This window comes from Aneurinibacillus migulanus (assembly GCF_001274715.1).
Lineage (GTDB): Bacteria > Bacillota > Bacilli > Aneurinibacillales > Aneurinibacillaceae > Aneurinibacillus > Aneurinibacillus migulanus.
Window position 1 is genome coordinate 632,736 of the sequence record NZ_LGUG01000004.1, and the last position, 26,720, is coordinate 659,455.

The window sequence follows — 26,720 nt, forward strand, 5'->3', positions numbered from 1 at the left end:
GCTGAGGTGGATGAATGAGATGAGGTACGGGATGAAGTTGAAGAAGTACGTAACGAGCACGGTAGATAATGTATATGCGTTTAAAAATGTGCCGACTGAAGTTGTCGGCACTATTTTTGCTAAAGCAAGCTTGGATTCACGCGGCATCCGTGACCACTTGGATGACATAATCAGGGAAGGCATGGTTCACTTACCGGATACAGCTTATACAGAAGGGTTTATGAAGAGAGGGGAGGGAACCTACGACCATCCCAGCGCGAAAGAACATGCATTTGTTCAATTCTGTGTTGAGGGTGTATCGCATTGGTTTACTGAAATTTTGGAGACTGTCCAGGCTGCCAAGGGATTATCTTTTACAGAGTTCGGTTGCTGTCTGCGGAAGCAGCAGAATTTCATCATACCTGCCGAACTGGATAGGCATCCGGAGCTAAAAGAGCGGTACATTGCCTTTGGACAGGAATGTGCGGAGCGATATAAGGAATTTGTCTCTTTATTCTTCGAAATCATTAAAACAAAAAATCCACAGATGGAAGATGCTTCAATCGAGAAGCTAGCCTGTGAGAATGCGCGAAGTGTGCTACCTCTTGCTGCGAAATCAAACGTAGCCATTACCGGTAATGCTCGTGCTATTTCGGACGCCATTGTGGAAATGCTGGCGCATGAAGGCTACAACCGCGAAGTAGCAGAGACAGCAGAAAAAATTCGGATGCATACGGCTGAGGTGCTTCCATCCCTTATCGGCCAGTTGGAAGCAACACCGTACGCACGCTCTTATGTAGCTGAGTTCTACCAACGGAGAATACGGCAGGTCGCAACGCTGCCAGTCTATAGCGGTCCTTTTGTTGAAGTATCGGACAAGGCACTGGCGCTTTCCTTTACCCGAGTAGAAGATATGGTGCTTGGTGATTTGTCGCAGATAAGTCAGTGGAACGAGCTACCTACAGTCATGCGAGCATTCGGCAAACGAATCGCCATTACTTGCTCCGAAGGCTGTCATCATCAGATTATTCGCCATAGGGCGTTCGATTTTTCATTGCAGCTCCCTGATACGCGTTACGGCCTCATTCTGCCGCGAGAAGTAGTGACAGTAAGTGGTACAGCAGCGGCGAAGCGTATTATGGACGTACTGTTATTGATGCGGAATAAATCACATGAGCTGTACGACACTCTTGTGCAGACTGGCCTTATCGGCATTGCGCCGTATGTAGTATTGAATGCAAATGCACGCCGTTTGCCATTCTATGTCAATATGTACGGATTGGCTCATTTTGTGACACTTCATAAGGAAGAACATGTACAGGATGAAATTCGTAGCGTCGCTTCTCAACTGGAGCGGATTTTTCGGGAGGAAGAACAGGCGTTATCCGGTTTTAAAATGGACCGCCGTTCTAGGGAATAAAAGTTCCGGTTATATCGCTTGAAAAACGCGCAGCCATGGCTGCGCGTTTTTCTTACTGTTTCTTCTGTTTGAGGAGATAGAAAATGTAGGTAATAAGATACAATACGATAAAGATGATAGAAACACGGTACATTGCGGCATAGCTTGCCGATTTGGCCACAAAGCCTAGAGCCATAGCCCCAGCTCCTATCCCTAAATCAAATCCGGAGAAGAACGTGCCGTTTGCGGCTCCACGCCGGTTAACGGCCACACGATTAATCGTCCATGCTTGTAGCGTTGGTTGAATGGCCCCAAAGCCGATGCCATAAAATAATGAAGCAAAAATGAGTGAAGGCACGCTGCTGGAATAAGATAAAAGCAGAAGTCCAGCTATCGTAAAGAATGCTCCGGGAAGGAGAATCCACACATGTCCCCTTCGATCAAACAGTTTCCCGGCTATCGGACGGACAAGCATAACCATTAGCGCATTGGCGAGAAAAAACCATCCCACATTAACAATGCCTGCCTCCTGGCCGAACAGTGTGATAAAAGTAACGATCCCTCCATATGTAACCCCCAACATCATGGCGAGAAAAGAAGGAAAGAGAGCTTTCTTCTCAAGTAGATCATCCAGCTTGCTTCGTTGTTTGTTCTCTTCAACAGGAGCAGAAGCAGGGACATCAGGATAGTGAATCGTCTGCGAGATAAGGAAGCTGAAAATAGCTAGTAGTGTACAAAGGAAAAATAGCCAGCCAAAACCGGATTTCTCCATTAGCCAAATGCCGAACAAGGGGGCTAAAGCCATGGCCAATGTGCTCGACAGGCCGTAGTATCCCATTCCTTCGCCGCGTCGTTCTGGAGGAATAATATCAGAGATTACTGTGCCGAACGTTGTCGTAGTAATCCCCCATCCAACGCCATGAATCACACGAAGGCTTAAAATCAGAAAGATAGTCGTGACCCAATAATAGCCAGCCATTGACAGGATAAAAATAATAAGTCCAATAACCATAACTTTCCTGCGCCCAAGGGTATCAAGGGCTTTTCCTGCAAACGGGCGGGCCAATAGAGCGGACACGGTGAAAATGCCGATAACCAATCCAACTGCCAGTTCGTCTCCCCCATTTCTTTCGACATAGATAGGCAGTGTTGGAATTAGCATCTGAAAGCTCGTAAATAAAAAAAGATTAGATAATGTTGTCAAAATGAATGCGCGTGTCCAGAGCGGGGATTCTGTAGCGCCATGTGGCAAAGAAGGCAAAAAACCATCTCCTTTTCCCGGGAAAGATTTACTATAATTTTAGCGCAAATGAGCAGAAATTGCTAAAAAATTCAAGCATTTGCTTCGTTTCACAAACAGTTACGACTTTTTGTGCATTGAATGGTCATATGGTGCTGCCTATAATGTGGGAAAGGAGAAAGAGGAGGCTAGCCAACATGAAGAAACAAATCTTACTGCCGATGCTTCTATCCGCTTTTATACTGGGATCCGTGGCAGGACCAATACATAATCGCGCGGAAGCTGCATCTACGCTCAAGTATGGTATGAAAAATGGCGCTGTAAAGGATTTGCAAGTTCGTTTGGGTACTCTGGGCCACCTTTCTGCAAAGGCTACAGGATACTACGGTACACTGACTGAGGCTGCAGTGCGCAAGTTTCAGCGTGAGCAAGGATTATCTGTCGACGGAGTGGCCGGTCCGAATACAATGGCCAGGCTTGCGCGATTAACAGTAAGCAAAGCCGAACTTGATAAGCTGGCTCGTGTCATTCACGGTGAAGCACGCGGTGAATCATTTGAAGGCCAGGTAGCGGTAGGTGCGGTCGTTATGAACCGTCTCAAATCGGATAAATTCCCGAAAACGATTCATGACGTAATTTTTCAACCTGGAGCATTTACAGCTGTGTCTGATGGTCAGTATAAACTAAAGCCAAGTAAACAGGCGTATCGCGCTGCACGGGCGGCAATACGTGGTCAAGATCCATCCGGTAAATCGTTGTACTACTTTAATCCAGACATCGCCACTTCAAAATGGATTTGGACGCGCCACCAAACAAAGAAAATTGGAAAACATATATTTGCCAAATAAACTCAAGCCCCCCCGTTTCTTTATGATACGGGGATTTTATTTGCGGCATGCAGGGGAAGAAGGTACGATGAAAGGGTAAAGCAGCGAAAATGAAGTAAGGAGGATACTCATGATTGCATACGAACGAGAGCGTGAATTTGTGATGGTAACCCAGCATCATCATGCTCTAGCATCAGGAGAAATGGCTAACAGATGGAAGGCTGAATACTTTATTGGAAAAGAAAAACGCAAAGAGGTTATTTGGAGTATTAGTCAACATGATCGTGGCTGGATTGACTTGGATGATACGCCATTCTGGAACGATGCAACCCGTAAGCCGTATACGTTTATCGATTTTCCGCTTGTGCCTAAACTTTCTTTCTATCGAAAAGGAGTAGATGAAGTAGAAGCAGAAAGTTTGTACGGGGGACTGCTTTGTAGTATGCATTATGTTTCATTTTTGCAAGGAACTTCAGAAGAGGCAGCGCTGGCATATGTGCGAGACGAGAAAGCTCGTCAGCTTCATTTGAAAGAAAAGTTGGGTATAAGAGAAGCAGAGCAAGCAGAATTGGACTTTCATTTCGAGTTGTTGCAATTTTGTGACAACCTGTCCCTGTATATGTGTCTCCAGGAGCCAGGAATAACGAAAGAACAGGAAGTGGGTTGGTATCGGAACGGTTTCCCTCAAAAGTTTACTTTCAGTGGAGGAAAGAAAATCATTCCCCGCTGGCTTAACAGAAAAACTGCCTGTCTTGCTCCGTTTCCGTTCGAGGAGGAATTTGAAGTTTCTGTACCATTTAAAGAAGTTTCAAAAGATGAAATACAGAAGGTAGGGCTAGCGCAAGCCTACCAAAAAGCTCAATGGAAGACACGAGACATTGCGTTTGTTTTATAGAAGTAATATCCAATTGAAAAAAATAAAGTGTATTTTCGTAGGTTGCAGTAAATTTCACTTAAATGTGTCTAATTTATGAACGTTTATATGAAATTCTTCTCTTTTTCGATAGAATTCGATAAACTTAAACCGTTGTTGTTGGAAAAAAGATAGAAAAACATAGAAATATAGAAAAAGATTACTATTATAGAGGTGGCCAATTAAATAGAAAAAGTTTACTTGCCGAATTCACATAATGTGAAGCGGGGGACGATTTAATTTTGGGGTGTATCCGTATCAACGGAAAGAGACCTTATCCTCTTAACCCGTCAACTAACCTCGTAGGCACGAAGGGAGTAAAACTAGGCTATGAAGAAAAAAGGTATTTTGGCGGTGGCAATGACGAGCGTAATTGCGCTTGGTAGTCTTTTTGCGCCTGTAGGGACCAGTACGGCTTCTGCAGCTAATGAATCTCTTGTTACTAAAGCAATGAGCGTATTAGGAACACCATACAAATGGGGTGGAACATCTAAAAGTGGCTTTGATTGTTCCGGATTTTTGAACTACGTATTTAAGGGAGAAAAAGTTTCTCTGCCTCGAACTGCAAATGCGATGTACAGCAAAGGAACGCCGGTATCTCGTTCACAGCTTCGCACCGGAGATTTAGTCTTCTTTAAAACATCTAGCCGCGCGGCTGTTACGCATGCAGGTATGTATCTCGGAAGTGGGCGGTTTATTCATTCGTCTAGCAGCAGCGGTGTATCGATTAATAGCATCAACGATAAATATTATTGGGGCAGCCGTTATGTTGGCGCCAAACGTGTGACGAAGTAATAGGAACAACATGTCTACATAATATTCGTTATTAACTCTCAACTGAATGCGTTTCAGTTGGGGGTTTTTTATTTTTGGCGGGACGAGCGGCACTGACCATAAGTTTTTCTTACCCCTTCTTTTTCACGATAAAACAAATAGGGCTAAAATGTGTCAACATAAAAAAGCGCGGGTATAGAAAACCATAAGCAATTCTCACATTACCATACAGACATCTAGGAGGGATATGCATGATGAGTTTTCTATGGGCATTAATTGTCGGAGGGATTATCGGTTGGTTAGCCGGAGCGATTGTAGGTAGTGATGTACCAGGGGGGATTATCGGAAATATTATCGCCGGATTCATCGGTGCGTGGATCGGTTCAGCGTTGCTTGGCGATTTTGGACCGATTGTAGGCGGATTTGCAATTGTGCCTGCCATTATTGGTGCAGTCATTCTTGTATTTATTGCAAGCCTCATTTTGCGAAGCATGCGTAGACGCACATATTAATAGAAAGAAGCTAGAAATGAAAGACTGCTGGTATATGTACCGGCAGTCTTTTTGTTATATGGTTATATTTTTCTGTTTTAGCTAGCCACCTCCAAGCATATATTTGCAGCAAGGAGGTGGGAAGATGAAAAGAAGGAAGCTTCGCAGCAGGTCCGGACGGGCGCCGGTTCCTTCCAAATATATGTTTCTCATCTCCCTGCTCATTTTCTTGGGCCTGACGTTTCAAACGTTTTATTATGTGGAGAAAAACATTGAGCCTGTGCTTCACAATATTGCGCGTGTCCGTGCGGAACAACTCGCAACGAAGGCCATTCATGACGCGATTAACCAAAAGATTATGAAGGAGACAGATTTTAAAAAACTGATGGATGTAAGGGAAGATAAAGACGGAAAGATTCAGGCTGCTTTTTTTAATTCTAATGAACATACCCGTATCGTTTTTGAGGCGACAGAAAATGTGATGCACGCATTGAAAGAGATGGAAGGAATGTCTGAGACCGTTCCGCTCGGTCAGGCACTGCAAAGCAACCTTCTGGCGCAGATGGGACCGGATTTGCCGTTGAAGCTTGTGCCGCTAGGGAGTGTGCATGTTGAATTAAAACCGAAAATGCAGGAAGCGGGTATTAACATGGTGTTAATGACGGTATATATGAATGTTGAAGCGAAAGTGAAAATTGTGATTCCGTTTTCGACACAGCCTGCGGTTGTTAGAACAGAGATGCCGATTTCGAATACCCTGATTGTCGGAAATGTACCGCAATTTTATTATGACGGTGCCGGGCGACCGATAGGGAGTGAAGTGCCGGGCGTACAGCCGCCGCCGATTGTTCCACCTATCGGGATAAATAGTACAACAATCGAAAAATAATTTGGCGAACATGTTTAACGTAAAGAAGGAAGGGGAATATTATTATTACTAGCATGAGAATTTTTTCTCTCTCTTTCTCCCCCTATATTTCCACTGCTTTATAGAAGCAGTGGCTTTTTTTGTCCGTTTGCACGAAAAGCAAGAGATGAAGAGGCGAGATTATCGTTTTTCAGTATGAAAAGTCTTTGTAAAGGGTAAATGATGAATAGCGAATCATCCTGAATTTATCTGAGGCGTCGACATTGTACAGGTCGCAAAATTATGAATGTAACGAGGTGGAATAGCTTGAATATTTTATGGGGGATTTTTGGGATACTGGTGGTGCTGGGGATTGGTTTCTTGTTTTCTGACAATAAAAGATCGATTTCATGGCGGCCTGTGCTAGGTGGATTGGTGATTCAGCTTATTTTCGCATTTATCGTACTGAAATCGGAAAAAGGAAAGATGGCGCTTCAAAAGTTGACCATGGCAGTTACGGAGATTACGAACTATGCCAATGAAGGTGTACAGTTTCTGTTCGGTGGGCTGTATGTCAAAGGTTCAGGTATTACATTCGTCTTTGCCTTTCAGGTGTTAACCGTTATTATTTTCTTCTCTGCACTTATTTCTGTGCTATATTATTTGCGAATTATGCAATTTATCATTAAAATCCTGGGTGGTGCCTTATCCTGGCTGCTGGGAACGAGCAAAGCCGAATCTATGTCTGCAGCAGCCAATATTTTCGTTGGTCAGACAGAGGCGCCGCTTGTCGTACGCCCTTATATCGATACGATGACTAAGTCGGAATTATTCGCAATCATGACTGGAGGTCTGGCTTCCGTTTCGGGCTCTGTCCTTATCGGATACTCGTTGTTAGGCGTGCCGCTTGAATATTTGCTTGCAGCAAGCTTTATGGCGGCGCCGGCAGGTCTTGTAATGGCGAAGCTGTTCATCCCGGAAACAGGGAAGCCTGAAACTGCGCCAGGTAGCAATCTGGAATTCAAAATGGATACCGACACAGAATCGGTAAATGTAATCGATGCGGCAGCACGGGGGGCGAGCGTCGGTCTAACCTTGGCCTTGAATGTTGGCGCAATGCTGCTTGCGTTCATCGCGTTAATCGCCCTTCTGAACGGTATTCTAAGTGCGATTGGTGGGCTATTTGCCTATCCCGCACTCTCTCTCCAACAAATCCTGGGCTTCCTATTCTCGCCACTGGCTTTTGCAGTTGGTGTACCATGGTCAGAGGCTGTACAGGCGGGAAGTTTTATTGGACAGAAGCTTGTATTGAATGAATTCGTAGCTTATACCGATTTCGCTCCACAGATAAAAGATTTATCGCCGAAAACGGTAGCCATTGTCAGTTTTGCGCTATGCGGCTTCGCTAACTTGTCTTCCATGGCGATTCTGTTAGGGGGACTAGGAGGCATGGCTCCAAGCCGTCGGCAGGATATTGCCCGTCTGGGGTTGCGTTCGGTAGCAGCAGGTATGCTTGCTTCGTTGTTAAGCGCGGCTATTGCTGGTATGCTAATGTAAACGCAAAGGAAAAAATTAGGGAGGTTTACCGCATGAGAATGGTTGACTTAATCGAGAAGAAGCGAGACGGCAAAGAGCTAAGCAAGGCTGAAATCGATTTTATCATTAGCGGTTATACGAAAGGCGAAATACCGGATTATCAGATGTCCGCTTTGGCTATGGCGATTTTCTTCCAGGATATGAAACCGGAAGAAAGAGCAAACCTCACTATGGCTATGGTGGAATCCGGGGATAGAATCGACCTATCAGCTATTGAAGGAATTAAGGTAGATAAACATAGTACAGGCGGCGTAGGGGATACGACGACACTTGTGCTAGCTCCGCTCGTAGCGGCATTAGGTGTGCCGGTTGCCAAAATGTCTGGACGCGGTCTTGGCCACACAGGAGGCACGATTGATAAGCTGGAATCTGTTCCGGGATTTCATGTAGAGATTGATAATCAACAATTTAATGAACTTGTTAATAAGAATAAAGTCGCAGTAGTTGGTCAGAGCGGGAATCTGACGCCGGCAGACAAGAAATTGTATGCCTTGCGTGATGTAACCGGAACAGTCAACTCTATTACGCTTATCGCAAGCTCCATTATGAGTAAGAAAATTGCATCAGGTGCCGATGCTATTGTATTGGATGTTAAAACAGGTAGTGGAGCCTTCATGAAAGATCTGGAGCATGCGCGTGAGTTGGCGCAGGCGATGGTCGATATTGGAAACAATGTAGGGCGCAAGACGATGGCCGTTATCTCTGATATGAGCCAGCCGCTTGGATTTGCGGTGGGCAATGCGTTGGAAGTACGAGAAGCTATCGATACGCTGCGTGGTGAAGGTCCGAAGGATCTAGAAGAACTGTGTTTAGCGCTGGGCAGCTATATGGTATATCTCGGCGGTAAAGCGGACAGTCCAGAGTCGGCCCGTGCCCAGCTTGAGGAAGTTATCCGCAATGGCAAGGCGCTTGAGACGTTTAAAACATTCTTGTCAGCCCAGGGTGGAGATACTTCTATTGTCGATGACCCATCGAAGCTTCCGCAGGCGAAATATACGTTTGAAGTAGAAGCGGCTACCGCTGGGCATGTGTCAGCTATCCAGGCAGACCGGATCGGTACGGCTGCAATGTTGCTTGGAGCCGGACGGGCCACGAAGGAATCGACGATTGATTTGGCCGTTGGGGTAATGCTGCGCAAGAAAATTGGTGATTCTGTAAAACAAGGTGAATCGTTAGTAACAATCTTTAGCAATCGAGAGGACGTAAAGGAAGTAAAAGACATCATTACAGATGCTTACAAAATTGTATCAGAAGCCGTAGAAGCACCGCCGCTAATCTACGATGAAGTCCGAGTAAAATAAAAAATGCCTATAAAAAGAGCTTTGCGGTCTTCATGGCCGCAAAGCTCTTTCACATACTGAAAATAAGTATTAGATTTTCATCTGCTGATCCTGCCAGTACTGATCCCGTAGCACAGTTTTTAGAATTTTTCCGGACGGGTTACGTGGTAGCTCAGCAAGGAAGTCAACCGATTTCGGCTTCTTATAGCCGGCGATTTTTCCTTCGCAATATCCGATTACTTCTTCCTGCGTCAATTGGGCTCCTTCGCGTGGTACTACAATCGCCTTTACCGACTCGCCCCATACCGGATCGGGTACTCCAATAACGGCTGCATCCAGAATTTTCGGGTGCGTATAGAGCACTTCTTCGATTTCGCGTGGATAAATATTTACACCACCGCTAATGAGCATGTCCTTTTTGCGATCTACAATATAATAGAAGCCTTCCTCATCCTGTATAGCCATATCGCCTACTGTAAAATATCCTTCATAAAAAGACATTGTCGTAGCTTCAGGATTTTTATAATATTCATTGAGCAGGTAAGGTGCCTTGAAATATAGTTCACCAATTTCTCCTTGAGCCACCGGATCTTTATCATCGTTCAGAACCAAGCATTCAACGAGAGGGAAGGGCTTGCCTACACATCGATCTTTACGGCGGATATCCGTTGGTTTGATGTTAAGTGTAATGGCGCTTTCTGTTGAACCGTAGAATTCATGCAGATCGACACCGGGAAAGAAGGTGAGCACATCATCCTTCGTTTTAGTTGGCAACGGTGAGCCGGCTGAAATTAGCACGCGCATGGAAGAGAGGTCGTATGAATTCTTTACTTCTTCTTTTACGTTGACCAGAAAGTTATACATGGTCGGCGCAAGAAAGGCATTAGTAATACCATGGCGCTCAATGTCAGCTAGTACTTGCCCCGCCCGGAACATCTCATGAATGACGATCGTACCGCCTACGAGTAACTGCATAACCATAAAAATCCAGGGTGCTGCATGATAAATCGGACCGGCAACCAAATGTACGTCAGATTCATCAATTTTGTATTCATATGCGGCAACCATGCCGGTAAGAATCCGGGAACGATGAGAGATAACCACGCCTTTCGGTTTACCTGTCGTGCCGGATGTATAACCGATATAGAAGGGATCGCTTTCATCTACATCTGCCTCCGGTTCTGTATCCGAGGCTGCGTTTAGAAATTCTTCATAGTCGAGCATATGCGGCAGTTTAGTAGCTCCTATCACCAACACGGTGTCGAGCCGCGTGAGCGAAGGCAGTAGGGCATTGATTTCATCCGCATATTCTTCTGTCATGATAATAGCACGACTGTCTGAATGATGAACGATATATTCGATCTCCGCGCCGACAAGACGGTAATTAATTGGAACAATGATAACACCGATTTTGGCGAGTGCGCTCATAATCTCGGCATATGCGGCATGATTTTTCATCATTACGGCTACTTTGTCACCTTTTTTGTATCCGCTTACAATGAAAGCGTTCGCAAGACGATTCGCGCGAAGATTAAGCTCACGATACGTACGTGTCGTGTCTCCGAAAATAACGGCTGGTTTATCCGCATACTTTTGAGCATTTTGTTTTATGATTGTTCCGAAAGTTAGCATAGTTTCAATCCTTTCTATGTATATCTATATCATAAGAAAATTATATCACTATATAAACGGTAAGCGTATGGGATTTCGACTTGAAAAATTAACACTTTTTGCATTTGATGTATGATATAGTTTAAGTTATCTTCCGGGGGATTAAATGGAAGGTTGAGTTATGGGAATAAGGGGGAATTGGGGTGTACATACCACAATTACAGATTGCGCATATGAAACCGCGCGTGCCGATTATTCAGGGGGGAATGGGTGTACGGATTTCGTTGAGCAATCTGGCGGCGGCTGTCGCAAACGCCGGAGGTATCGGAATCATCTCTGGAACAGGGATTACAGTTGATGAGATGCGATTCCATATTCGCCGTGCAAGAGAGTTGACACAGGGCAAGGGATACATTGGGGTTAATGTATTGTTTGCGATGAATGACTTTGCAGAAACGATAAAAGCGGCGATGAAAGAAAAAGTTGATTTTATTATTTCAGGTGCCGGATTCTCACGGGATATGTATGCTTGGGGCCGGGAATATGACGTTCCTGTCCTATCGATTGTCTCTTCAGCCAAATTGGCTAAATTAGCTGAACGGCTTGGTGCCGCTGCGGTAGTAGTGGAAGGATTTGAAGCGGGTGGACATCTAGGAACCGATCGGCCGTTGTTTGAGATTTTACCTGAAGTCGTAGAGACAGTTAGCATACCGGTTATTGCTGCCGGTGGTATTATAAACGGGGCTGATATTGCGCGGGCAATTGAACTAGGCGCTTCAGGTGTGCAGATGGGAACACGGTTCGTAGCAAGTGCAGAGTGTGATGCACCGGATGTGTTTAAGCAGAAATATATCGAAACGACAGATGAAGACGAGCTTGTACTTGTAAAGACGACTGTTGGCCTTCAAGGGCGCGCCATCCGCAACCATTTTACGAGTGCTATTAGCGGAGACAATAGACTGAAAATCGAAAAATGCCATGACTGTCTAAAAAATTGCTCCTATCGTTTTTGTACGCTCGATTCTCTTATTACGTCCGTAGATGGGGATGTAGAGAACGGATTGGTGTTTGCTGGAGCACGTGTGCATGAGATTGCTGAAATATTACCTGTACAGACAATTATTGATAGGCTTATGACTGAGTGCAAAGCGGCTCAAACAGTCATCCGCAGTCATGTTCTTTAAATTTTCCGCAGCTATCCTTTACGGATAAAGCTGCTTTTTTTGTCGAAATATTATTCTTTAGCATATAGCCTATTGTCTAACTACTCTGAAGAAGGTAAAATGACATATTTGGGTGGTAATATAATAACAACACCATTCTAGTGTAAAACTAACTTGCAGAGTGGGAGATGTTGACAACATGGAAACAAATGAAGAAACCCTTTATGAAGCGGTTGTCGTAGGTGGAGGATTAGCCGGATTATCGGCGGCGGCATACCTGGCGAAAAAGGGAAAAAAAGTGGTCGTTCTCGAACGAGGTAATCTGGGTGGACGGGCCGTTACATTAAAGCTCAAAGGCTTTTCATTTAACTTCGGTGCGCATGCAATTTACGGACGGGATACTTCCGTGCTGCGTAAATTCGAGAAAGAATTAGGTATTCATATTGACTGGCGTGATTTTGAACCGAACAAAGCAAAATATGATATTGGTGACAAGATAACGTCTATGCCGGCGAACATTCAAGGCTTGTTTAACACTTCGGTACTAAATAGCCTCGGCAAAATCAAGTTCACGTTTGAGATTTTTAAGACGATGCTGCATATGGAAAAAGGTCATCCACACATGTCAATCGAGAAGTGGATGGAGGAGAAAGATATCAGTGCAGATGTGCGAGATATGATGCTCACACTAGCTTCTTCTAACTTCTTCACACGTGAACCGGAGCGGATTCCTTCAGACGTATTCTTCAACTATTACCAGCGTTTGTTCACGACGAATAAACCGGTAGCTTACATCGGTGGAGGCTGGCAGGCTCTTATTAACGAATTCGTCCGTGTAATTGAGGAAAATGGCGGTACGATTGTAACGAAAGCGAAGGTAGAAGCTGTAGAAGCTGAGAATAGCCGTGTTACAGCCATTCAGACAACACAGGGCATATTCAAGGGACAAGAGTTCGTATTTTGCATTCCGCCGAAAGAATTGGAGAAGATCGTAGGCGGCACAAAGATTGAGCATTTCATCAAACAATATTCTAGCTATGAGCCGAGTTATGTGTATGTATACGATATTGGTCTAGCAAAACGCATTGAAGTACCGTACACGTATATCTATGATAAGCATAATAAAATGTTCATCACAGACATTTCGCATTATGATGAAACGTGCGTACCAGAAGGCGGCCAATTGCTGCAGGCCATTGCATACCTGACAGAAGAGGATTTGAAAAACAAAGAAAGAATCCAGCAATACCATGATAAAATCGAAGCTTTGTACGATAAGCACTTTGCCGGCTGGCGGGACCATCTAATCGTACCGCGTGTGTCCAAACGCGCTGCGGCGCAGGAAATTAAATGGACGATGAATCAGGAAGCGATGCCGCTTTACTTGCCAGACTACCGCAATGTATTCTTTGCAGGAGATTGGTGCGAAGGCAAGGGACAGCTATCCGAGTTGTCTTTCCATAGTGCATATGAAACATGCAAACTAATCCTGCAAAAATATTCGTATGTATAGCTATAAAAATTAAATTCAATCGTTTAACTTGTAAGAAAACGGGGAAAGATAAAAGTAGTTATAGGAGTAAGTGTCTCCCTATATTCTCCCCCTTTTCCTCTGCCGCCTGAGAAGGCGGCTTTTTTTGATGGATAAGAAATGATATGTCGCCGTAAAGCAAGAAAGTGACATATTGTTTCTTCCGCTCGCATCGCTTGAAAAACTCACGAGTTTTTCTTGTATATAATAGAGGCTAAGAGAAATTCCAAAAGTCTGTAATTGGTCCATATTATTGGAATTAGAAAATGACAGAGATAATCCATTGTTTAAAGTGTTATGTTGTTAAATATTTTCCGAATAATTAGAAAAAAATAAAAGCAAAACAAGAAAGTAGTAGTGTCGGACAACGTTCTCTCTTATGGCATGATTATTGCTTTGTTGAAACATAGACGTTTATACGTAAAAGGAGGAGATATTATGCCAGATACCAAGTGGATTGAGCATCTTTATAGTATGTATGAGATTACGAGGTTGCGTTTTTGTTTGCTGCAAAACAGGGGGGAGGAAGAATGATAAAACGGAAATGGGCAGCAGCAGTGACAGTGTTCTTATTATTTCCTTTAGCATCTCCTGTTGCACAACCGCACATCGTACAAGCCGCATATTCACCGGTTATCCCGGGGGCACATGGCGTAGCAGTGACGGTATTCGACGGCAAGAATGAAAACTGGCTTACAACGAAAAACCCGGTTCAACATGCAGCAGCAATAGCGGGTGGCAATGCAGGCCTTGCCCCTACCGAATGGGGGGACAAAACAACAGGCACCGGCTGGCATAAGATGTATCAGCCCGCTTCTGTGGCAGGTAAACAGATTACAGGAATGTTTGATGATGCGAGATTCGTTATCCGTATCCCGGATAATTGGAACGGTAAACTGGTGGTGGCAGGCATCCCGGGTACGCGGAATGAAATGTCTACGGATCTGTTGTTCAGCGATTACGTATTGGCGAAAGGATACGCATTTGCTGCAATTGATAAAGGAACGCAGGGAGAAGTCGATCCGAACGACACGCTGGCAAAAGCAAAAAACCCATTAGTTGCAGAAGATGATTCGCTTGCTGAATGGCATTTGCGCTTCAGGCAAGTTACAAAAGCTGCCCAGGCCTATTTATCCAAGTATGATTCCGAGCACCTTATTCAGGCTAATGATAGTACTAATCCAGCAAGCAAACTGGTAACATCGGAACACCCAATTCCAACTTATGCAGTAGGTATTTCGAATGGCGGATATGTTGTGCGTTATGCGCTGGAGCATGATGATCCGAAGAAAACGAAAGAACCGGCGCTGTTTGATGGTGGTGTAGATTGGGAAGGTGTACTCTGGCGTGCGAAAGAGGAGAATCTTATTACTTCTCTTACGCGAGTTGTTAATCATGCCGAGGCAGCGATTTACGGTGAAGGAGAGAAAAAGGAAGCAGCACGGCAGGAGATGTACAAAGCAGGCCTACCGAAGGGTTCTGAAAAACTTTGGGCATATCACGATCAGGCGTACTGGTTTTTGACGTTAAACATTTATCGCAACGAAATGGACCCGAAAGCGTCGGGTGCACTCGATTGGCGGGATTATGTGAAGTTTAGCGCTAATGGTCTACGTGATCGTTCGCAGGATAATATCTATACCGATTATGATTATGAGAAGCGTCCTGGATACGTTAAACAGAACGTAGCAGCCATCGAGAATACGGGAGATATTCAGGCCCCTCTTATTAGTGTGACAGGAACATGGGATGCTTTGATCTTTCCGGATATTCATGCAAGCGCTTACGAAAAACTGGTCAAACAAGCAGGCAAGAGTTCTTTGCATCGCTTGTATCAGGTAGAGAAGGGAACTCATGTGGATGGTCTGGTGTGGAGCAAGACAGATCCGGAGAAGGAATTGCAGCCTCTGCTCCCTTATGCGCATCAGTGTTTTGATTTGCTCGTGAACTGGGTGGAGAACAAAGAGCAACCTCCTGTCAGCCGGACTGTTCAGACTCCGAAGGATAAAAATAAAGTGATTGATCTACGTAGCGAACAGGAAGTTGAGCCTTATTAAACTGGCAGAAAAAGCGAGACAATTTTGTCTCGCTTTTTTTACATATGAATTAAAAGCTCACATATAAAACTTTATCAATCATTAAAAAAATAGGGGAAAAGGCCGATAATCTATATTACTAAAAGCAAGGAAATAGTGTATCTTTTTTACTAGAAAAGTAGAAGAGGGGAATTCAACATGAAAAAAATAAGAAAAAGCATTAAAAACAAACTAATTGTTGCGTTCGCCGTCATTCTGCTGCTTCCTAGCCTTGTTATTGGGGGAGCCTCATATGAGACAGCGAAAAGAAAAGTGGAACAGCAAATTATTCATAGTGCAAAAGAAAATGTAAAGTTGCTGGATACACTTATTACACGTAATGTTGAACCGGGAATAAAAAACGTTGAGTATCTGGCTGCTACCTTGGAAGAAGTGGGTGCTGAAGTGGACCCGGAGGATGTTCTTCGTAAGCTTACAGCATTTCAGAATTTGCATCCTGAAATCCTGCATACGTTTGCCGGGCTGAAAACCGGTGAAATGCTGCTTACGCCTGCCGGAAACCTGCCGAAAGACTATGACCCACGCACGCGTATATGGTATGAGAAAGCCATGGAAAAAAAGGGTAAGATAGCTATCACTGAACCGTATGTTGACGCTGAGTCCGGAGGTGTGGTGGTGACCGTGTCTATGATGATGGCTAAGGGGAGCGGAGTCACAGGAATTGACCTGAAATTGCAGGCGCTTTCAGATAATGTAAAGCAGGTAGCGATCGGTCGAGACGGATTTGCCTTTATCCTTGATCAGACGAAAAAGTATGTGTCTCATCCGGTGCAAAAAGCCGGAGAGGAAGCGAAGGGCGAGTTTATAGCGAATATATTCGCTTCAAACTTAGGTGACTTTACATATGAGATGGATGGTCAGGATAAGCGGATGTTTTTTGCTACGAATGAATTAACCGGATGGAAAATTGCAGGGACGATGAATGTGAGCGAAGCAAAAGAAGAGGCGCGTCCTATATTTTGGATAACATTAGGAGTACTAGCAGCGGCTTTATTGTTTGGGGTGATTCGTAGTTTCTTTGTTATCCGTTCCATTGTTGTGCCGCTTGGCAAAGTAAATGCGGCTGCACATCGGATTAGTGAAGGAGATTTAACCGAGAGGATCGAGGTGCGATCAGATGATGAATTCGGTGAACTGGGTGAGAGTTTTAACCATATGGCGGATGCATTAGCATCGCTTATCCGCGAAGTGCATCACAAGTCTGAACAGTTAGCCTCCTCTTCGCAAGAATTGACAGCGAGTGCCGAGCAGACCGGCTATGCTACCGAACAGATTACTCGCGTCATGCAAGAAGTAGCGGCCAGTTCAGAGCGACAAGTAAGCGGTGTGGAGAAGAGTGCCCAGACGATTTCTTCCATGTCGCAGGGTGCTCAGGAGATGGCAGCACACGCACAGGGCGTCAACCATGCTGCATTGCAAACAAGAAACATGGCGGAGGAAGGAAACCGGGCCCTTCAGCAAGCGGTAGGACAAATGCGTGCGATTGATAAGACGGTACACGAGCTTGCACATATTATTAAAGGGCTTGGCAACCGCTCGAAAGAAATTGGACAGATTATCGAGGTCATCACCGCGATTTCCGCCCAGACGAATTTATTGGCGTTGAACGCGGCGATTGAGGCGGCCCGTGCTGGGGAGCATGGCAAAGGATTTGCGGTCGTAGCGAACGAAGTACGTAAGCTGGCCGAGCAATCAACACAATCAGCGGGGCAAATCGCTTCCCTTATTCATGCGATTCAGCAAGAGACACAGGCTGCGGTTCAGTCGATGGAACAGGGTACGAAGGAGGTAGGAGAAGGAATTCAAGTGGTGGACGCGGCAGGAGACTTATTCTCGAAAATTCAGCATTCGATTGCCAAAGCGGCTACCGAATTCCAGACAGTATATACGGGAGTCGAGCAGATGTCAGCTGGAGCAAAAGAAATCGCGGCTACAATAGAGATGATAACCCGGATTACCGACACTAATTCTGCTGATATCCAAACTGTGTTCGCCGCAACGGAAGAGCAGACCGCGTTCATGCAAGAAATCACCTCTTCTTCGGCGGCATTATCCAGAATGGCCGATGAACTGCACGAAGTCATTCGTAAGTTTACCATATAAAAAAACATAATCCTTCAATGGACTCGCGGCCATGCCCGCGAGTTTTTCTTATGAAAAATGGAAGGGAAGGAGAGGGAAAGTAGAGAAGTATTATTTAAAGAAAAAGGAGGTTTTTGGATAATGGAAAATCATAAAAATACGGAACAAGCGTTTCGTGCCTATGTGAAAAAGATGGCTGACTATAAAGAAGCGAATGCCGTATTGAGCTGGGACTTGATGACTGGTGCGCCTCCTAAGGGAAAGGAGCAGCGGGCCGAGGTGATTGGCATGCTTGCTACTGAATTTTTCAAAATGAGCATCGCTCCAGAGATGTATGAGATGCTTGCACGTCTCGGAGAAGAAGATACATATACAAGATTGGACCCGGTAATGAAAGCCATGGTACGGGAAATGAGAAAAGAATACGAGAAAAATAAAAGCATTCCTGCGGCGCTATTTCAAGAATATACCGTTCTTACTTCCAAAGCGCAGATCGCTTGGGAGGAAGCCAAGCGAACGAGCGATTTTGCCGCGTTCCGTCCATATTTAGAGAAAATCATCAACTACTTAAATCAATTCATTGACATTTGGGGTTATGAAGGACATCGTTACAATACGCTTCTTGACAAGTATGAGCCAGGAATTACCGTAGAGATAATCGATCCCTTGTTCGCGGATTTGCGCAAAAAGTCCGTTTCTCTGCTGGAACGTATCCAGGAAAGAGGTAAGACGTCGGACACGACATACTTGAAGAAACGGTATCCGGCTTCAGAGCAACGTAAATTTAATGAATTCATCCTGCAGAAAATCGGATACGATTTCTTGGCAGGCCGATTGGATGAGAGTACGCATCCTTTCTCGATCGGACTCAATCCCGGTGATGTACGAGTGACAACCAAGATTTACGAACAAGATTTGCAAATGGCATTATTCAGCTCAATTCATGAGGCAGGTCATGCGATATACGAGCAAAATATCGCTCCCGAGCTTGTCGGAACGTTGCTCTCGGAAGGAGCATCGATGGGGATTCACGAGTCGCAATCCCGTTTTTGGGAGAATATTATCGGACGCAGTGAAGCTTTTTGGAGCTACTTCTATCCAAACGTGGCCGCCGCTTTTCCTGAGCAGTTGGCCGGTGCTTCCGTTCAAACGTTGTATCGTGCGGTAAATCAGGTACAGCCGTCCCTTATTCGAATTGAGGCGGACGAATTGACTTATAATCTACATATTATGCTGCGCTACGAATTGGAGAAATCGCTCATTACCGGTGATTTACATGTTGCTGATTTGCCTGGGGCCTGGGCGGATAAGATGGACGATTATCTTGGAATTACACCGTTTGATGATGCGAGTGGTGCATTACAAGATGTGCATTGGTCCGGAGGTGATTTTGGTTATTTCCCTACCTATTCGCTTGGCAATATCTACGCGGCACAATTAGAAGCCGCACTTACCCGCGACATTCCGGACTATAAGGAGGCAGTGCGCCGTGGCGAATTTGATATTATTACTCATTGGATGACGCAGCATGTTCATCGTTATGGAAAAATGCTAGAACCGGCTGAGATTATACGTTCTGCTACTGGAGAAGGGATTAATGCTGACTATTTAACAACGTACTTGGAGAATAAATATACGGATGTGTATGAGCTTGTTTAACCCGGAGGGCCGACCTGTCGCGCTGGTGACAGGATCGTCTTCAGGATTTGGTCTTTTGTGTACGGTGGAATTGGCAAAAGCAGGGTTTTATGTTGTGGCCAGTATGCGTAACCTCGAAAAAAAGGGTCATGTACTTCAAGCGGCGAAAGAAAGTGGTGTAGAGGAAAGAATTTACCTTTATCGGCTGGATGTTGCGTCCGCAGAGTCAGTGGCGAATCTTAGGGCCTCTGTTGAGAGATGGGGTCGAATCGATGTACTGGTTAACAATGCGGGTTTTGCGCTGGGTGGTTTTGCGGAAGAGGTGACGTTGGAGGAATGGCGTGCGCAATTCGAGACGAATTTCTTCGGACTGGTCCATGTCACACAAACGATTCTGCCAGTGATGCGGGAGCGCAGGCAGGGAAGAATCATTAATATGAGCAGTATCAGCGGCCAGATGGGCTTTCCAGGTCTGTCTCCGTATGTCTCATCCAAGTTTGCTGTAGAGGGATTTAGCGAGAGCCTACGACTGGAAGTCGCCCCTTTTGGCATTGATGTGGTACTGATCGAACCTGGTTCATATGCTACTGGAATTTGGTCAACAGGCAAAAGAATTGCACATAAATCAACGCTTTGCACGTCGCCTTATGCTTCGATGATGAGCGCCCTTGATTCTTATCTGACAGCTGGGGAGATGAAGTTGGGAAATCCGTGGGAAGTAGCGGAACGTGTGGCGCAAATCGCTGTGATAAAGCGTGCTGCTCTTCGCTATCCTCTTGGAAGAGGCGTACAGATAATCATGAAAATTAAGCAATGGCTACCGTGGCGTATATGGGAGAAGCTGATGGAACGAACGCTTAAATCATAGAGGCAACCCACACCTGCTTAGTATCCATATATCGGAAGGAATAAGATGCACGCGTCGGTGTGTTCCCTTATCTTTTTCTCGCAGGGAAGAGATACGGCCGCTTTGTGGCGCCAAGGCTGGACTGGCAAAACATCCGGGTTTTTCGGGTGCGGGAGACGAACCGACGCCCGTTTAGGGCACGGTGTGGTGGCTATCTACCCTGGAACGTACTGGATAATCAACACCTTTGGGGGAACCGTATGTTTGGTTATTCGGAAACAAAGGGTAAAGAAAGAATAATGTATAAGTAAATAATCATTATGTAAAGCTAACTAACGATAAAGTAAAACTTCCATCAGCGGGGTCTTAGGGGCAGTGATCCTTCATATAACATACGTGAAGTGGGGGTCTTACTGCCCGTTGGACAGGGATAAATGGAGAAAAGGATGAAGAATATATGGACAAAGTGCTTTTTTTTAAAAGCTTTTTACGTTCTCCGCTCCAGGTCGCGAGTTTAATTCCAAGCTCCCCATTTCTCGTCAACCATATTGCGCGTCATGTTAATCAGCTTGCTCCTTTGCGTGTGGCAGAATTAGGGGCAGGCACGGGCGTGCTCACCCGAGCGCTTGTAGATAAATGTCCATCCATCGAATCGCTTCTCATCTTTGAAAACGAAGAAAATCTGAAAAGCCATCTACGGAATACATTTCCGCAGGTACCGGTGTATGCAGATGCGTTTGCATTGTCTGAGGCAATGCAAGAGCAAAGCATCGAACAACTCGATTGCATCATCTCAGCGCTTCCGGTTTCATGGTTTTCTACAGAGCAGAATGAGTATTTGATGAAGATGGTATGCCATTGTCTGAAACCAGGAGGAGCCTTTATTATGTTCCAATTTTCTCTGCAGATGCGCAAATATCTGCGAACGACTTTTCAAGACATTAAAATTAAATATGTCCCGCTAAACTTTCTACCTGCATTCGTGTATTATTGCCGTAAAACATAAACAAATCTGCCCTGATTATTTATGGGGCAGATTTGTTTTTTTATTGAGGGGAGGAATTGTTGCTTTTGATGATGACCCGGGTGCCGAGCGGAATGTTACGGTACAACCATTCAATGTCTTCATTATGCATACGAATGCATCCTTGGCTTACATTATGTCCGATACTAGCCGGATTGTTCGTGCCATGGATACCGTATTTATAGCCTCCGGTTCCCGGTACGTTCAGTCCTAACCAGCGTGTGCCCAGAGGATTGCGAGGACTGCCTCCTGCGATGTTTTTTGGCAAATACCACGGTTCTTTTACCCGGGTAGTAATAGTGAACTCTCCTTCCGGAGTCAGGTGCTTGTTTTTACCTGTACCAACAGGAAATGTATAGACTGATATATCGTTTAAGAAGATGGTTAGCTGGTTGGTTGTCTTATTGATTTCAATATACACCTCGTCTTCAAGGGCGAAGCTGGAAGAAGGAAGCAGACACAAGAAGAGTGCAAAGATAAAGAGAACATAAGGAATGGAGGAAAGCCATCTACGCATGTCGCTTTACCTTCCTTCCGTCAATTTTTCTTCCTTCTTGTTTTATATTCTTCACGTTCCCAGCGTTTCAGGAGTGGATACGGATCATAAGAATACTCGTTTTTGCCGTTATCACGATATACACCATAATGTAGGTGTGGAGGGAATTTTCCTGAAGTTCCAGGTTTACCATACCCGGAACTGCCGACATATCCAATGACATCACCTGGCTGTACTACATCACCTGTCTTAAACTTTTTGTTGAATCCATTAAGATGAGCGTAGTAGTGGTATATCGAATCTACATCGCGAATGCCAATGCGCCAGCCCCCGTATGGGTTCCAGCCCATCGTCTCGATGACGCCGTGCTTGGTTGCTCTCACGGGAGTTCCGTAGCCTGCGAAAATATCGGTACCTTCATGAATGCGCCGTCCACCCCAGCCGCGGGGATCGCCCCATGTGCTGCGATAGCTGTAAGTATAATGGAGTGGAACCGGGAATGCACTTCCGCTTAGATATAAGCGATTATGATGTCGAAAGAGAGAGGCAAGTTCAGAGACAATTTCTACATTCTTGTCCCGTGCATAATAATTCCATAGCGCGATACGAATGTCATCTTCCGTGTAGCCGAATTTACTCACATAGCTAGCCATCGTATATACGACATCAAGGTCGTTGTCCGGTTCTGCCTTGCCGTCCCCATCCCCGTCCTTGCCCAGGCCCCCGAAGAAGGAAATGCTGGCCGGATTCGTATCTTCAGGATTCGGATTAAGGAACCCACTCCATTTTTCTGGTGAGAAGATAATACCTGTTTTACGGACAAGGCTAGCAGAAGCGGATGCATCGCTGTTCTTTTTCGGTTTTTTATGGATATTGCGCTCGTATTGATCTATAGCTGCCAGATAATACCAGGGGGTTCCGGTAATCATTTGCATGTGCTCGAAAAGTGCCTGTCGTTCCCTGGCCAGCATTTCTGCCGTAGATTTTTCGGGAGATGCGGCTCGAATGGGAACGGGAATAAAGATAAGGCTCAAGGCGAGAATAAAAAATAATATTTTATATCTCATAGCGTCCTCCCGTAGTGAAAAGTCTTCGCCGTTAGTGTGTACAGCACCGTAGATTTTATAATGGCAACAGTATCCTCTTTTTACAGCAGCCTACTGAGAGAATGTTTAGAATTGCTTTAGTGTCCACACTTTTTTACAATAGGAGAGAGGAAAAACGATAAAGAATGGAGATGAGCGCTTCATGGCAGAACGCAAGCCGGAGTGGTTGAAAATCAAACTGAATACAGGCGAGAATTTCAAAGAGCTGAAGCGAATGATGCGTGGCAAGACGCTGCATACAGTTTGTGAAGAAGCGCGTTGTCCGAATATATACGAGTGTTGGGCGAACCGAACCGCTACTTTTATGATTCTAGGTGATTTATGTACGCGCGCCTGTAGATTCTGTGCGGTAAAAACTGGCCTTCCAACCGAGCTTGATTTGGCAGAGCCAGAACGTGTGGCAGAAGCGACAGAGCAGATGGGGCTTACACATGTCGTTGTGACTTCTGTGGCACGTGATGATTTGAAGGATGGTGGTGCGCTGGTCTTTGCTGAGACGATTCAGGCGATTCGTAAGCGGACACCCCTGTGCAGTATTGAAGTATTAATCCCGGACTTCCTTGGCAATTGGGATGCTCTAAAGGTTGTAATGGATGCAAAGCCGGATATTCTTAACCATAATATCGAGACCGTAGAACGCTTATCAGATCGGGTTCGTTCGAAAGCGAAATATAACCGTACACTGGAGCTTTTAGCCAAGTCAAAAGAATTTCAGCCAAAGGTTCCGACTAAATCCAGTATTATGATTGGCGTGGGTGAGACGACGGAAGAAATCATTGCGACTATGGATGATTTGCGCCGAGTTGATGTTGATATCTTGACGATTGGACAGTATCTTCAGCCGTCACCAAAACATTTGCCTGTGAAAAAGTTTTATCATCCGGATGAGTTTGCGCAATTGAAGGAAGAAGGACTGAAGCGGGGCTTTAAGCACGTAGAGTCCGGTCCGTTGGTACGCAGCTCTTACCATGCGCATGAGCAGGTAGAATCGGCGGCAAAAGCACTGTAAAGAACGGGGAGTAAGCATAGGATAAGCCCAGACGCATAATGCGTCTGGGCTTAGGCTTGTTATTTCTTTATTTGTTACTTATGCGTTGGATTGGCTTTGCTGCTGCTAGCCTTATTTGATTCGCTGTTCGTCGATAGCTTATGCATGGTATTAGCCTGGTGACCGATTATTTGTTCGAATTGCTGGTCGGTTTTCGTTCCCATTTGCATGGCGTTATTGTGCACTTTGGTAATAACATTTTGATCGTTGGTCGTGTACACTTTATAATAACGCGGAGATACGTTTTCGCAGCCTTTTTGTACTTTTTCCAATACTTTTTGTGCATCAGCAGCACTCATGCCAGATGTATCACATCCGACGAAGATTTGATTGTCTGTTGAAAGCACTGTTGCACGCTTGACACCAGGTACTTGCTTAGCCACACTCGCTACAGCAGAAGCCAGCATCTGACGGTCGACGTAGACGTTCGGCGTAGCTGTATCATAGTTGGCCTGCTTGCCCTGGTATAATGTGCTGTTGTTTGGTGCCGTGCGATTTTGTACGGTCGTTCCGTTATATGTCTGACCGGTGCCGTTTTGGTTGTCGCCCAAGTGAGCGTATCCGATGCTCGGCTGGCTGCTGCGCGTCATTACGTTGGTACCTTGTGCTCCGGGTTTATAGATGGAGTACTGATGCGCATTGTTGCCGTAGCCGTTCATACCGTTGGTGCCATACGTTCCAGGTGTACCGTACGTGCCTGTACCGTATGTTCCATTTATGCCGTTGGTGCCATACATGCGTTGTCCATATTGGTTAACACCCAGGTTATTCATTCCTTGATTGTTCATGATTCTGTCCCTTGAATCATACAAAACGCCTGGGCGATGATTCGTTTGGTCTTTGATGATGCCATTACGATATGTGTCGTAGCGGCCATCTCCAACGTTATTATTACCAGTGATACCAAACAGATTGTTATTGCCGTTAGCATTGTTGTAGCCGTTGGCACCAAACAGATTGTTATTGCCGTTAGCGTTGTTGTAGCCATTGGCACCAAACAGATTGTTATTGCCGTTAGCATTGTTGTAGCCATTGGTACCAAACAGATTGTTATTACCAGTAGCATTGTTGTAGCGATGGTATTTATCGTAGCCCGTCACCGTACCGGTCGGGTTATTCGGTCCGACGTTCATTGGACGGTACTCGTTCGTTCTTGTATCATTCGCCGCCGGGGAACAAGCGGTCAGCGAAACGGCGAGACCAACTGCGGAAAGCACTGCGAAGAATTTTTTCATGGTTGCACCTCCTATCCTGTAGGTTGCCCGTGAGGGACGGGAGTTTTCGTGGCAATTTTGTGTGTAGCGTCAGAAATTGTGGTAAAATAGGAGTCGCACGCCACCAAAGGATGCGGTGAGCGGAGAGGGGGCAGCTGAAGTGATACGGGTCCAGGACCAGGTCTACGAATTGATTGAGGAAAATAAAGATGGTTTTATCCAGGAAACATTTAAGGAGCGGTACAGTGATATCTTGTCCAAGTTCGACTATATCGTGGGCGACTGGGGATACGGCCAGCTTCGGTTGAAAGGGTTTTATGAAGATGTAAACCGTAAAGCGCCGTTTGATGCGCGGATTAGCTTTTTTGACGAATATATTATGGAATACTGTAATTTCGGATGCTCATATTTCCTGCTGAAGAAAGTAAAGCAGGAAAATCGGTTGGAAGATACGGAAGAAGCCGAACAATCAGAAGACGGGGATTCGACGGAAAAAACGGAAGAGAAGCCACCGCGGAACAAAGACGGTAAGCGCCGTGACAAACGCCGTTCTCGCTCGCGACGCAGCAAGCCGAAAGAACCGAGAGAAAACAAGGAAACGCAAGTTGCACATACGGAGTAAAATAAAAGAATGAGACCGTGAGCTGTTCGCTGGCCGGGTCTCATTTTTTGTGTTGAATTTCGTTAAGTATCCGCTACAGTCGGTGGACGATGTATTAATCGGAAAGGGCAAGAAAGCTATCTTCCCTGATCCTGGTCTATTCCTGCCCTTATTTCGTTTAGCATCGGTTCTTCATTTTCTTCTGGATTATCATGCGTCGGATGGGCGCCCGGATCTTGGCGGGGTATGCCTTCGTGAAGCGAGCGATATTCGTATGCGAAAGCAGACTGCACTCTTTCTCCTGTATCCCATGATTCTTTGCCGAGGAACGGGTGAGCGAACGCTGCGGTTCCATACGGACCTTCCGGGAATTCTTCTGGATAGCGAGTATGGATAACGCTCTCTTCTGTTTTGAGCGGCCGAAATTGCTCTTCACGCTTATCAGATAGCGGTTTTCTGAATAACAAGAAAAACCCCTCCTTTTATAAATAAAAGATAGGGGTAGTATCCAACTAAAGTGGGAGACTTATACAGAAAGGTTAGATGCTTAAACGAAGGAATTCGCGCAGTTCGTTTGCTTCACCTTCTGTCATGTTGAACGCTTCTTCCAAATATCCCGGTTCGTCCAAATCTTTCTGACCGAGGATTGCCATGCGGTGGGTCAAAATATTAAGCACCAGGCTTTTGCCATAGAAGTTCTGGGTTTGAATAATTGCGATATCATGGCGCGCTTCTTCACCGATGAAGCTGACGTACCTTGTCGTTGTTTCTTCTTTATTGTCGTACAGAAATGTCCAATCTCCGTGTTGTGCCATGTGTCTTCCTCCTGTCGAATGTGCTTGATTCATACATCGGCATTCATTCTTGCATTCCGATCGTATCGTTTGAAAAACTCCTTAGACTTATGCCAAACGTTG

General features: G+C 45.3%; 26 protein-coding genes and 1 riboswitch. Of the genes, 19 read left to right on the forward strand and 7 right to left on the reverse strand.

The window, feature by feature from the left end:
• The first annotated feature begins 19 nt into the window (after window positions 1-19).
• Window positions 20-1,399 (forward strand): FAD-dependent thymidylate synthase, encoded by a 1,380-nt coding sequence (locus tag AF333_RS04795; RefSeq protein ID WP_043065021.1) that lies wholly within the window; start codon window positions 20-22, stop codon window positions 1,397-1,399.
• Between the two features lie 52 nt (window positions 1,400-1,451).
• Here the strand turns inward: AF333_RS04795 and AF333_RS04800 are convergent, their stop codons facing one another.
• On the reverse strand, window positions 1,452-2,639 hold the full coding sequence (locus AF333_RS04800; protein ID WP_173585724.1) for an MFS transporter: 1,188 nt from the start codon (window positions 2,637-2,639) through the stop codon (window positions 1,452-1,454).
• 176 nt (window positions 2,640-2,815) lie between these two features.
• On the opposite strand from AF333_RS04800, the gene AF333_RS04805 reads away from it, so the two are divergent.
• From AF333_RS04805 to AF333_RS04835, 7 genes are all read left to right on the forward strand, one after another.
• A complete protein-coding gene (locus AF333_RS04805) occupies window positions 2,816-3,466 on the forward strand; it encodes a cell wall hydrolase (protein ID WP_043065020.1) in 651 nt (216 codons plus the stop codon).
• Between the two features lie 109 nt (window positions 3,467-3,575).
• Window positions 3,576-4,340 (forward strand): DUF3891 family protein, encoded by a 765-nt coding sequence (locus AF333_RS04810; protein WP_043065019.1) that lies wholly within the window; start codon window positions 3,576-3,578, stop codon window positions 4,338-4,340.
• A 210-nt stretch (window positions 4,341-4,550) separates the two neighbouring features.
• A riboswitch (cyclic di-AMP (ydaO/yuaA leader) is annotated at window positions 4,551-4,681 on the forward strand.
• Window positions 4,682-4,718: 37 nt separating this feature from the next.
• Window positions 4,719-5,153: a C40 family peptidase gene (locus AF333_RS04815; protein WP_052520242.1), complete on the forward strand. Its 435-nt coding sequence runs from the start codon at window positions 4,719-4,721 to the stop codon at window positions 5,151-5,153.
• Window positions 5,154-5,386: 233 nt separating this feature from the next.
• Complete coding sequence (locus tag AF333_RS04820) at window positions 5,387-5,644, forward strand: GlsB/YeaQ/YmgE family stress response membrane protein (RefSeq protein ID WP_080787660.1); 258 nt, start codon at window positions 5,387-5,389, stop codon at window positions 5,642-5,644.
• Window positions 5,645-5,768: 124 nt separating this feature from the next.
• Window positions 5,769-6,512, forward strand: a complete 744-nt coding sequence (gene yunB / locus AF333_RS04825; RefSeq protein ID WP_043065016.1) for a sporulation protein YunB — start codon at window positions 5,769-5,771, stop codon at window positions 6,510-6,512.
• A gap of 285 nt (window positions 6,513-6,797) precedes the next feature.
• A complete protein-coding gene (locus tag AF333_RS04830; RefSeq protein ID WP_043065015.1) occupies window positions 6,798-8,027 on the forward strand; it encodes a NupC/NupG family nucleoside CNT transporter in 1,230 nt (409 codons plus the stop codon).
• A 32-nt stretch (window positions 8,028-8,059) separates the two neighbouring features.
• Complete coding sequence (locus AF333_RS04835) at window positions 8,060-9,367, forward strand: pyrimidine-nucleoside phosphorylase (protein WP_043065014.1); 1,308 nt, start codon at window positions 8,060-8,062, stop codon at window positions 9,365-9,367.
• A gap of 69 nt (window positions 9,368-9,436) precedes the next feature.
• Here the strand turns inward: AF333_RS04835 and AF333_RS04840 are convergent, their stop codons facing one another.
• Window positions 9,437-10,978, reverse strand: a complete 1,542-nt coding sequence (locus AF333_RS04840) for a class I adenylate-forming enzyme family protein (RefSeq protein ID WP_043065013.1) — start codon at window positions 10,976-10,978, stop codon at window positions 9,437-9,439.
• Window positions 10,979-11,190: 212 nt separating this feature from the next.
• Between AF333_RS04840 and AF333_RS04845 the strand changes: the two genes are divergently transcribed.
• The 8 genes from AF333_RS04845 (at window position 11,191) to AF333_RS04875 (ending at window position 21,320) form a co-directional block, all read left to right on the forward strand.
• Complete coding sequence (locus tag AF333_RS04845; RefSeq protein ID WP_043065140.1) at window positions 11,191-12,141, forward strand: NAD(P)H-dependent flavin oxidoreductase; 951 nt, start codon at window positions 11,191-11,193, stop codon at window positions 12,139-12,141.
• A 178-nt stretch (window positions 12,142-12,319) separates the two neighbouring features.
• Window positions 12,320-13,633 carry a phytoene desaturase family protein gene (locus AF333_RS04850; protein WP_043065012.1) on the forward strand — a complete coding sequence of 438 codons (1,314 nt, stop codon included), beginning with the start codon at window positions 12,320-12,322 and terminating at the stop codon, window positions 13,631-13,633.
• 548 nt (window positions 13,634-14,181) lie between these two features.
• Window positions 14,182-15,708: an alpha/beta hydrolase gene (locus AF333_RS04855; RefSeq protein WP_235356616.1), complete on the forward strand. Its 1,527-nt coding sequence runs from the start codon at window positions 14,182-14,184 to the stop codon at window positions 15,706-15,708.
• 177 nt (window positions 15,709-15,885) lie between these two features.
• Complete coding sequence (locus AF333_RS04860) at window positions 15,886-17,850, forward strand: methyl-accepting chemotaxis protein (RefSeq protein ID WP_043065011.1); 1,965 nt, start codon at window positions 15,886-15,888, stop codon at window positions 17,848-17,850.
• Window positions 17,851-17,970: 120 nt separating this feature from the next.
• Window positions 17,971-19,488: a carboxypeptidase M32 gene (locus AF333_RS04865; protein WP_043065010.1), complete on the forward strand. Its 1,518-nt coding sequence runs from the start codon at window positions 17,971-17,973 to the stop codon at window positions 19,486-19,488.
• Entirely contained in the window at window positions 19,475-20,335 is an 861-nt protein-coding gene (locus AF333_RS04870) for an SDR family oxidoreductase (RefSeq protein ID WP_043065138.1), read from the forward strand. The genes AF333_RS04865 and AF333_RS04870 overlap by 14 nt, the downstream gene beginning before the upstream one ends.
• Window positions 20,336-20,380: 45 nt before the next feature.
• Window positions 20,381-20,614, forward strand: a complete 234-nt coding sequence (locus AF333_RS34670) for a hypothetical protein (RefSeq protein ID WP_139188931.1) — start codon at window positions 20,381-20,383, stop codon at window positions 20,612-20,614.
• A gap of 157 nt (window positions 20,615-20,771) precedes the next feature.
• Window positions 20,772-21,320, forward strand: a complete 549-nt coding sequence (locus AF333_RS04875) for a class I SAM-dependent methyltransferase (protein WP_043065009.1) — start codon at window positions 20,772-20,774, stop codon at window positions 21,318-21,320.
• A gap of 40 nt (window positions 21,321-21,360) precedes the next feature.
• On the opposite strand, the gene AF333_RS04880 is transcribed toward AF333_RS04875, so the two are convergent.
• Window positions 21,361-21,855 (reverse strand): L,D-transpeptidase, encoded by a 495-nt coding sequence (locus AF333_RS04880; RefSeq protein WP_080787653.1) that lies wholly within the window; start codon window positions 21,853-21,855, stop codon window positions 21,361-21,363.
• A gap of 20 nt (window positions 21,856-21,875) precedes the next feature.
• Window positions 21,876-22,901, reverse strand: a complete 1,026-nt coding sequence (locus AF333_RS04885) for a M23 family metallopeptidase (protein WP_052811912.1) — start codon at window positions 22,899-22,901, stop codon at window positions 21,876-21,878.
• A 157-nt stretch (window positions 22,902-23,058) separates the two neighbouring features.
• Between AF333_RS04885 and lipA the strand changes: the two genes are divergently transcribed.
• Window positions 23,059-23,949, forward strand: a complete 891-nt coding sequence (gene lipA / locus AF333_RS04890) for a lipoyl synthase (RefSeq protein ID WP_302847936.1) — start codon at window positions 23,059-23,061, stop codon at window positions 23,947-23,949.
• Window positions 23,950-24,023: 74 nt separating this feature from the next.
• Here lipA and AF333_RS32595 read toward each other — a convergent pair whose 3' ends face one another.
• The gene (locus tag AF333_RS32595) at window positions 24,024-24,776 is read right to left on the reverse strand and encodes a YhcN/YlaJ family sporulation lipoprotein (RefSeq protein ID WP_139188932.1); all 753 of its coding nucleotides are present in this window, start codon (window positions 24,774-24,776) and stop codon (window positions 24,024-24,026) included.
• 36 nt (window positions 24,777-24,812) lie between these two features.
• On the opposite strand from AF333_RS32595, the gene AF333_RS32600 reads away from it, so the two are divergent.
• Entirely contained in the window at window positions 24,813-25,256 is a 444-nt protein-coding gene (locus AF333_RS32600) for a hypothetical protein (RefSeq protein ID WP_175578005.1), read from the forward strand.
• 106 nt (window positions 25,257-25,362) lie between these two features.
• On the forward strand, window positions 25,363-25,824 hold the full coding sequence (locus AF333_RS31480; RefSeq protein WP_074715012.1) for a YutD family protein: 462 nt from the start codon (window positions 25,363-25,365) through the stop codon (window positions 25,822-25,824).
• 116 nt (window positions 25,825-25,940) lie between these two features.
• Here AF333_RS31480 and AF333_RS04905 read toward each other — a convergent pair whose 3' ends face one another.
• Together AF333_RS04905 and AF333_RS04910 are read right to left on the reverse strand one after the other, a co-directional pair.
• On the reverse strand, window positions 25,941-26,270 hold the full coding sequence (locus tag AF333_RS04905) for a hypothetical protein (RefSeq protein ID WP_052520232.1): 330 nt from the start codon (window positions 26,268-26,270) through the stop codon (window positions 25,941-25,943).
• A gap of 72 nt (window positions 26,271-26,342) precedes the next feature.
• Window positions 26,343-26,618, reverse strand: coding sequence for a DUF3055 domain-containing protein (locus tag AF333_RS04910; protein ID WP_040303947.1), 276 nt, complete (start codon window positions 26,616-26,618; stop codon window positions 26,343-26,345).
• Window positions 26,619-26,720: the final 102 nt, after the last annotated feature.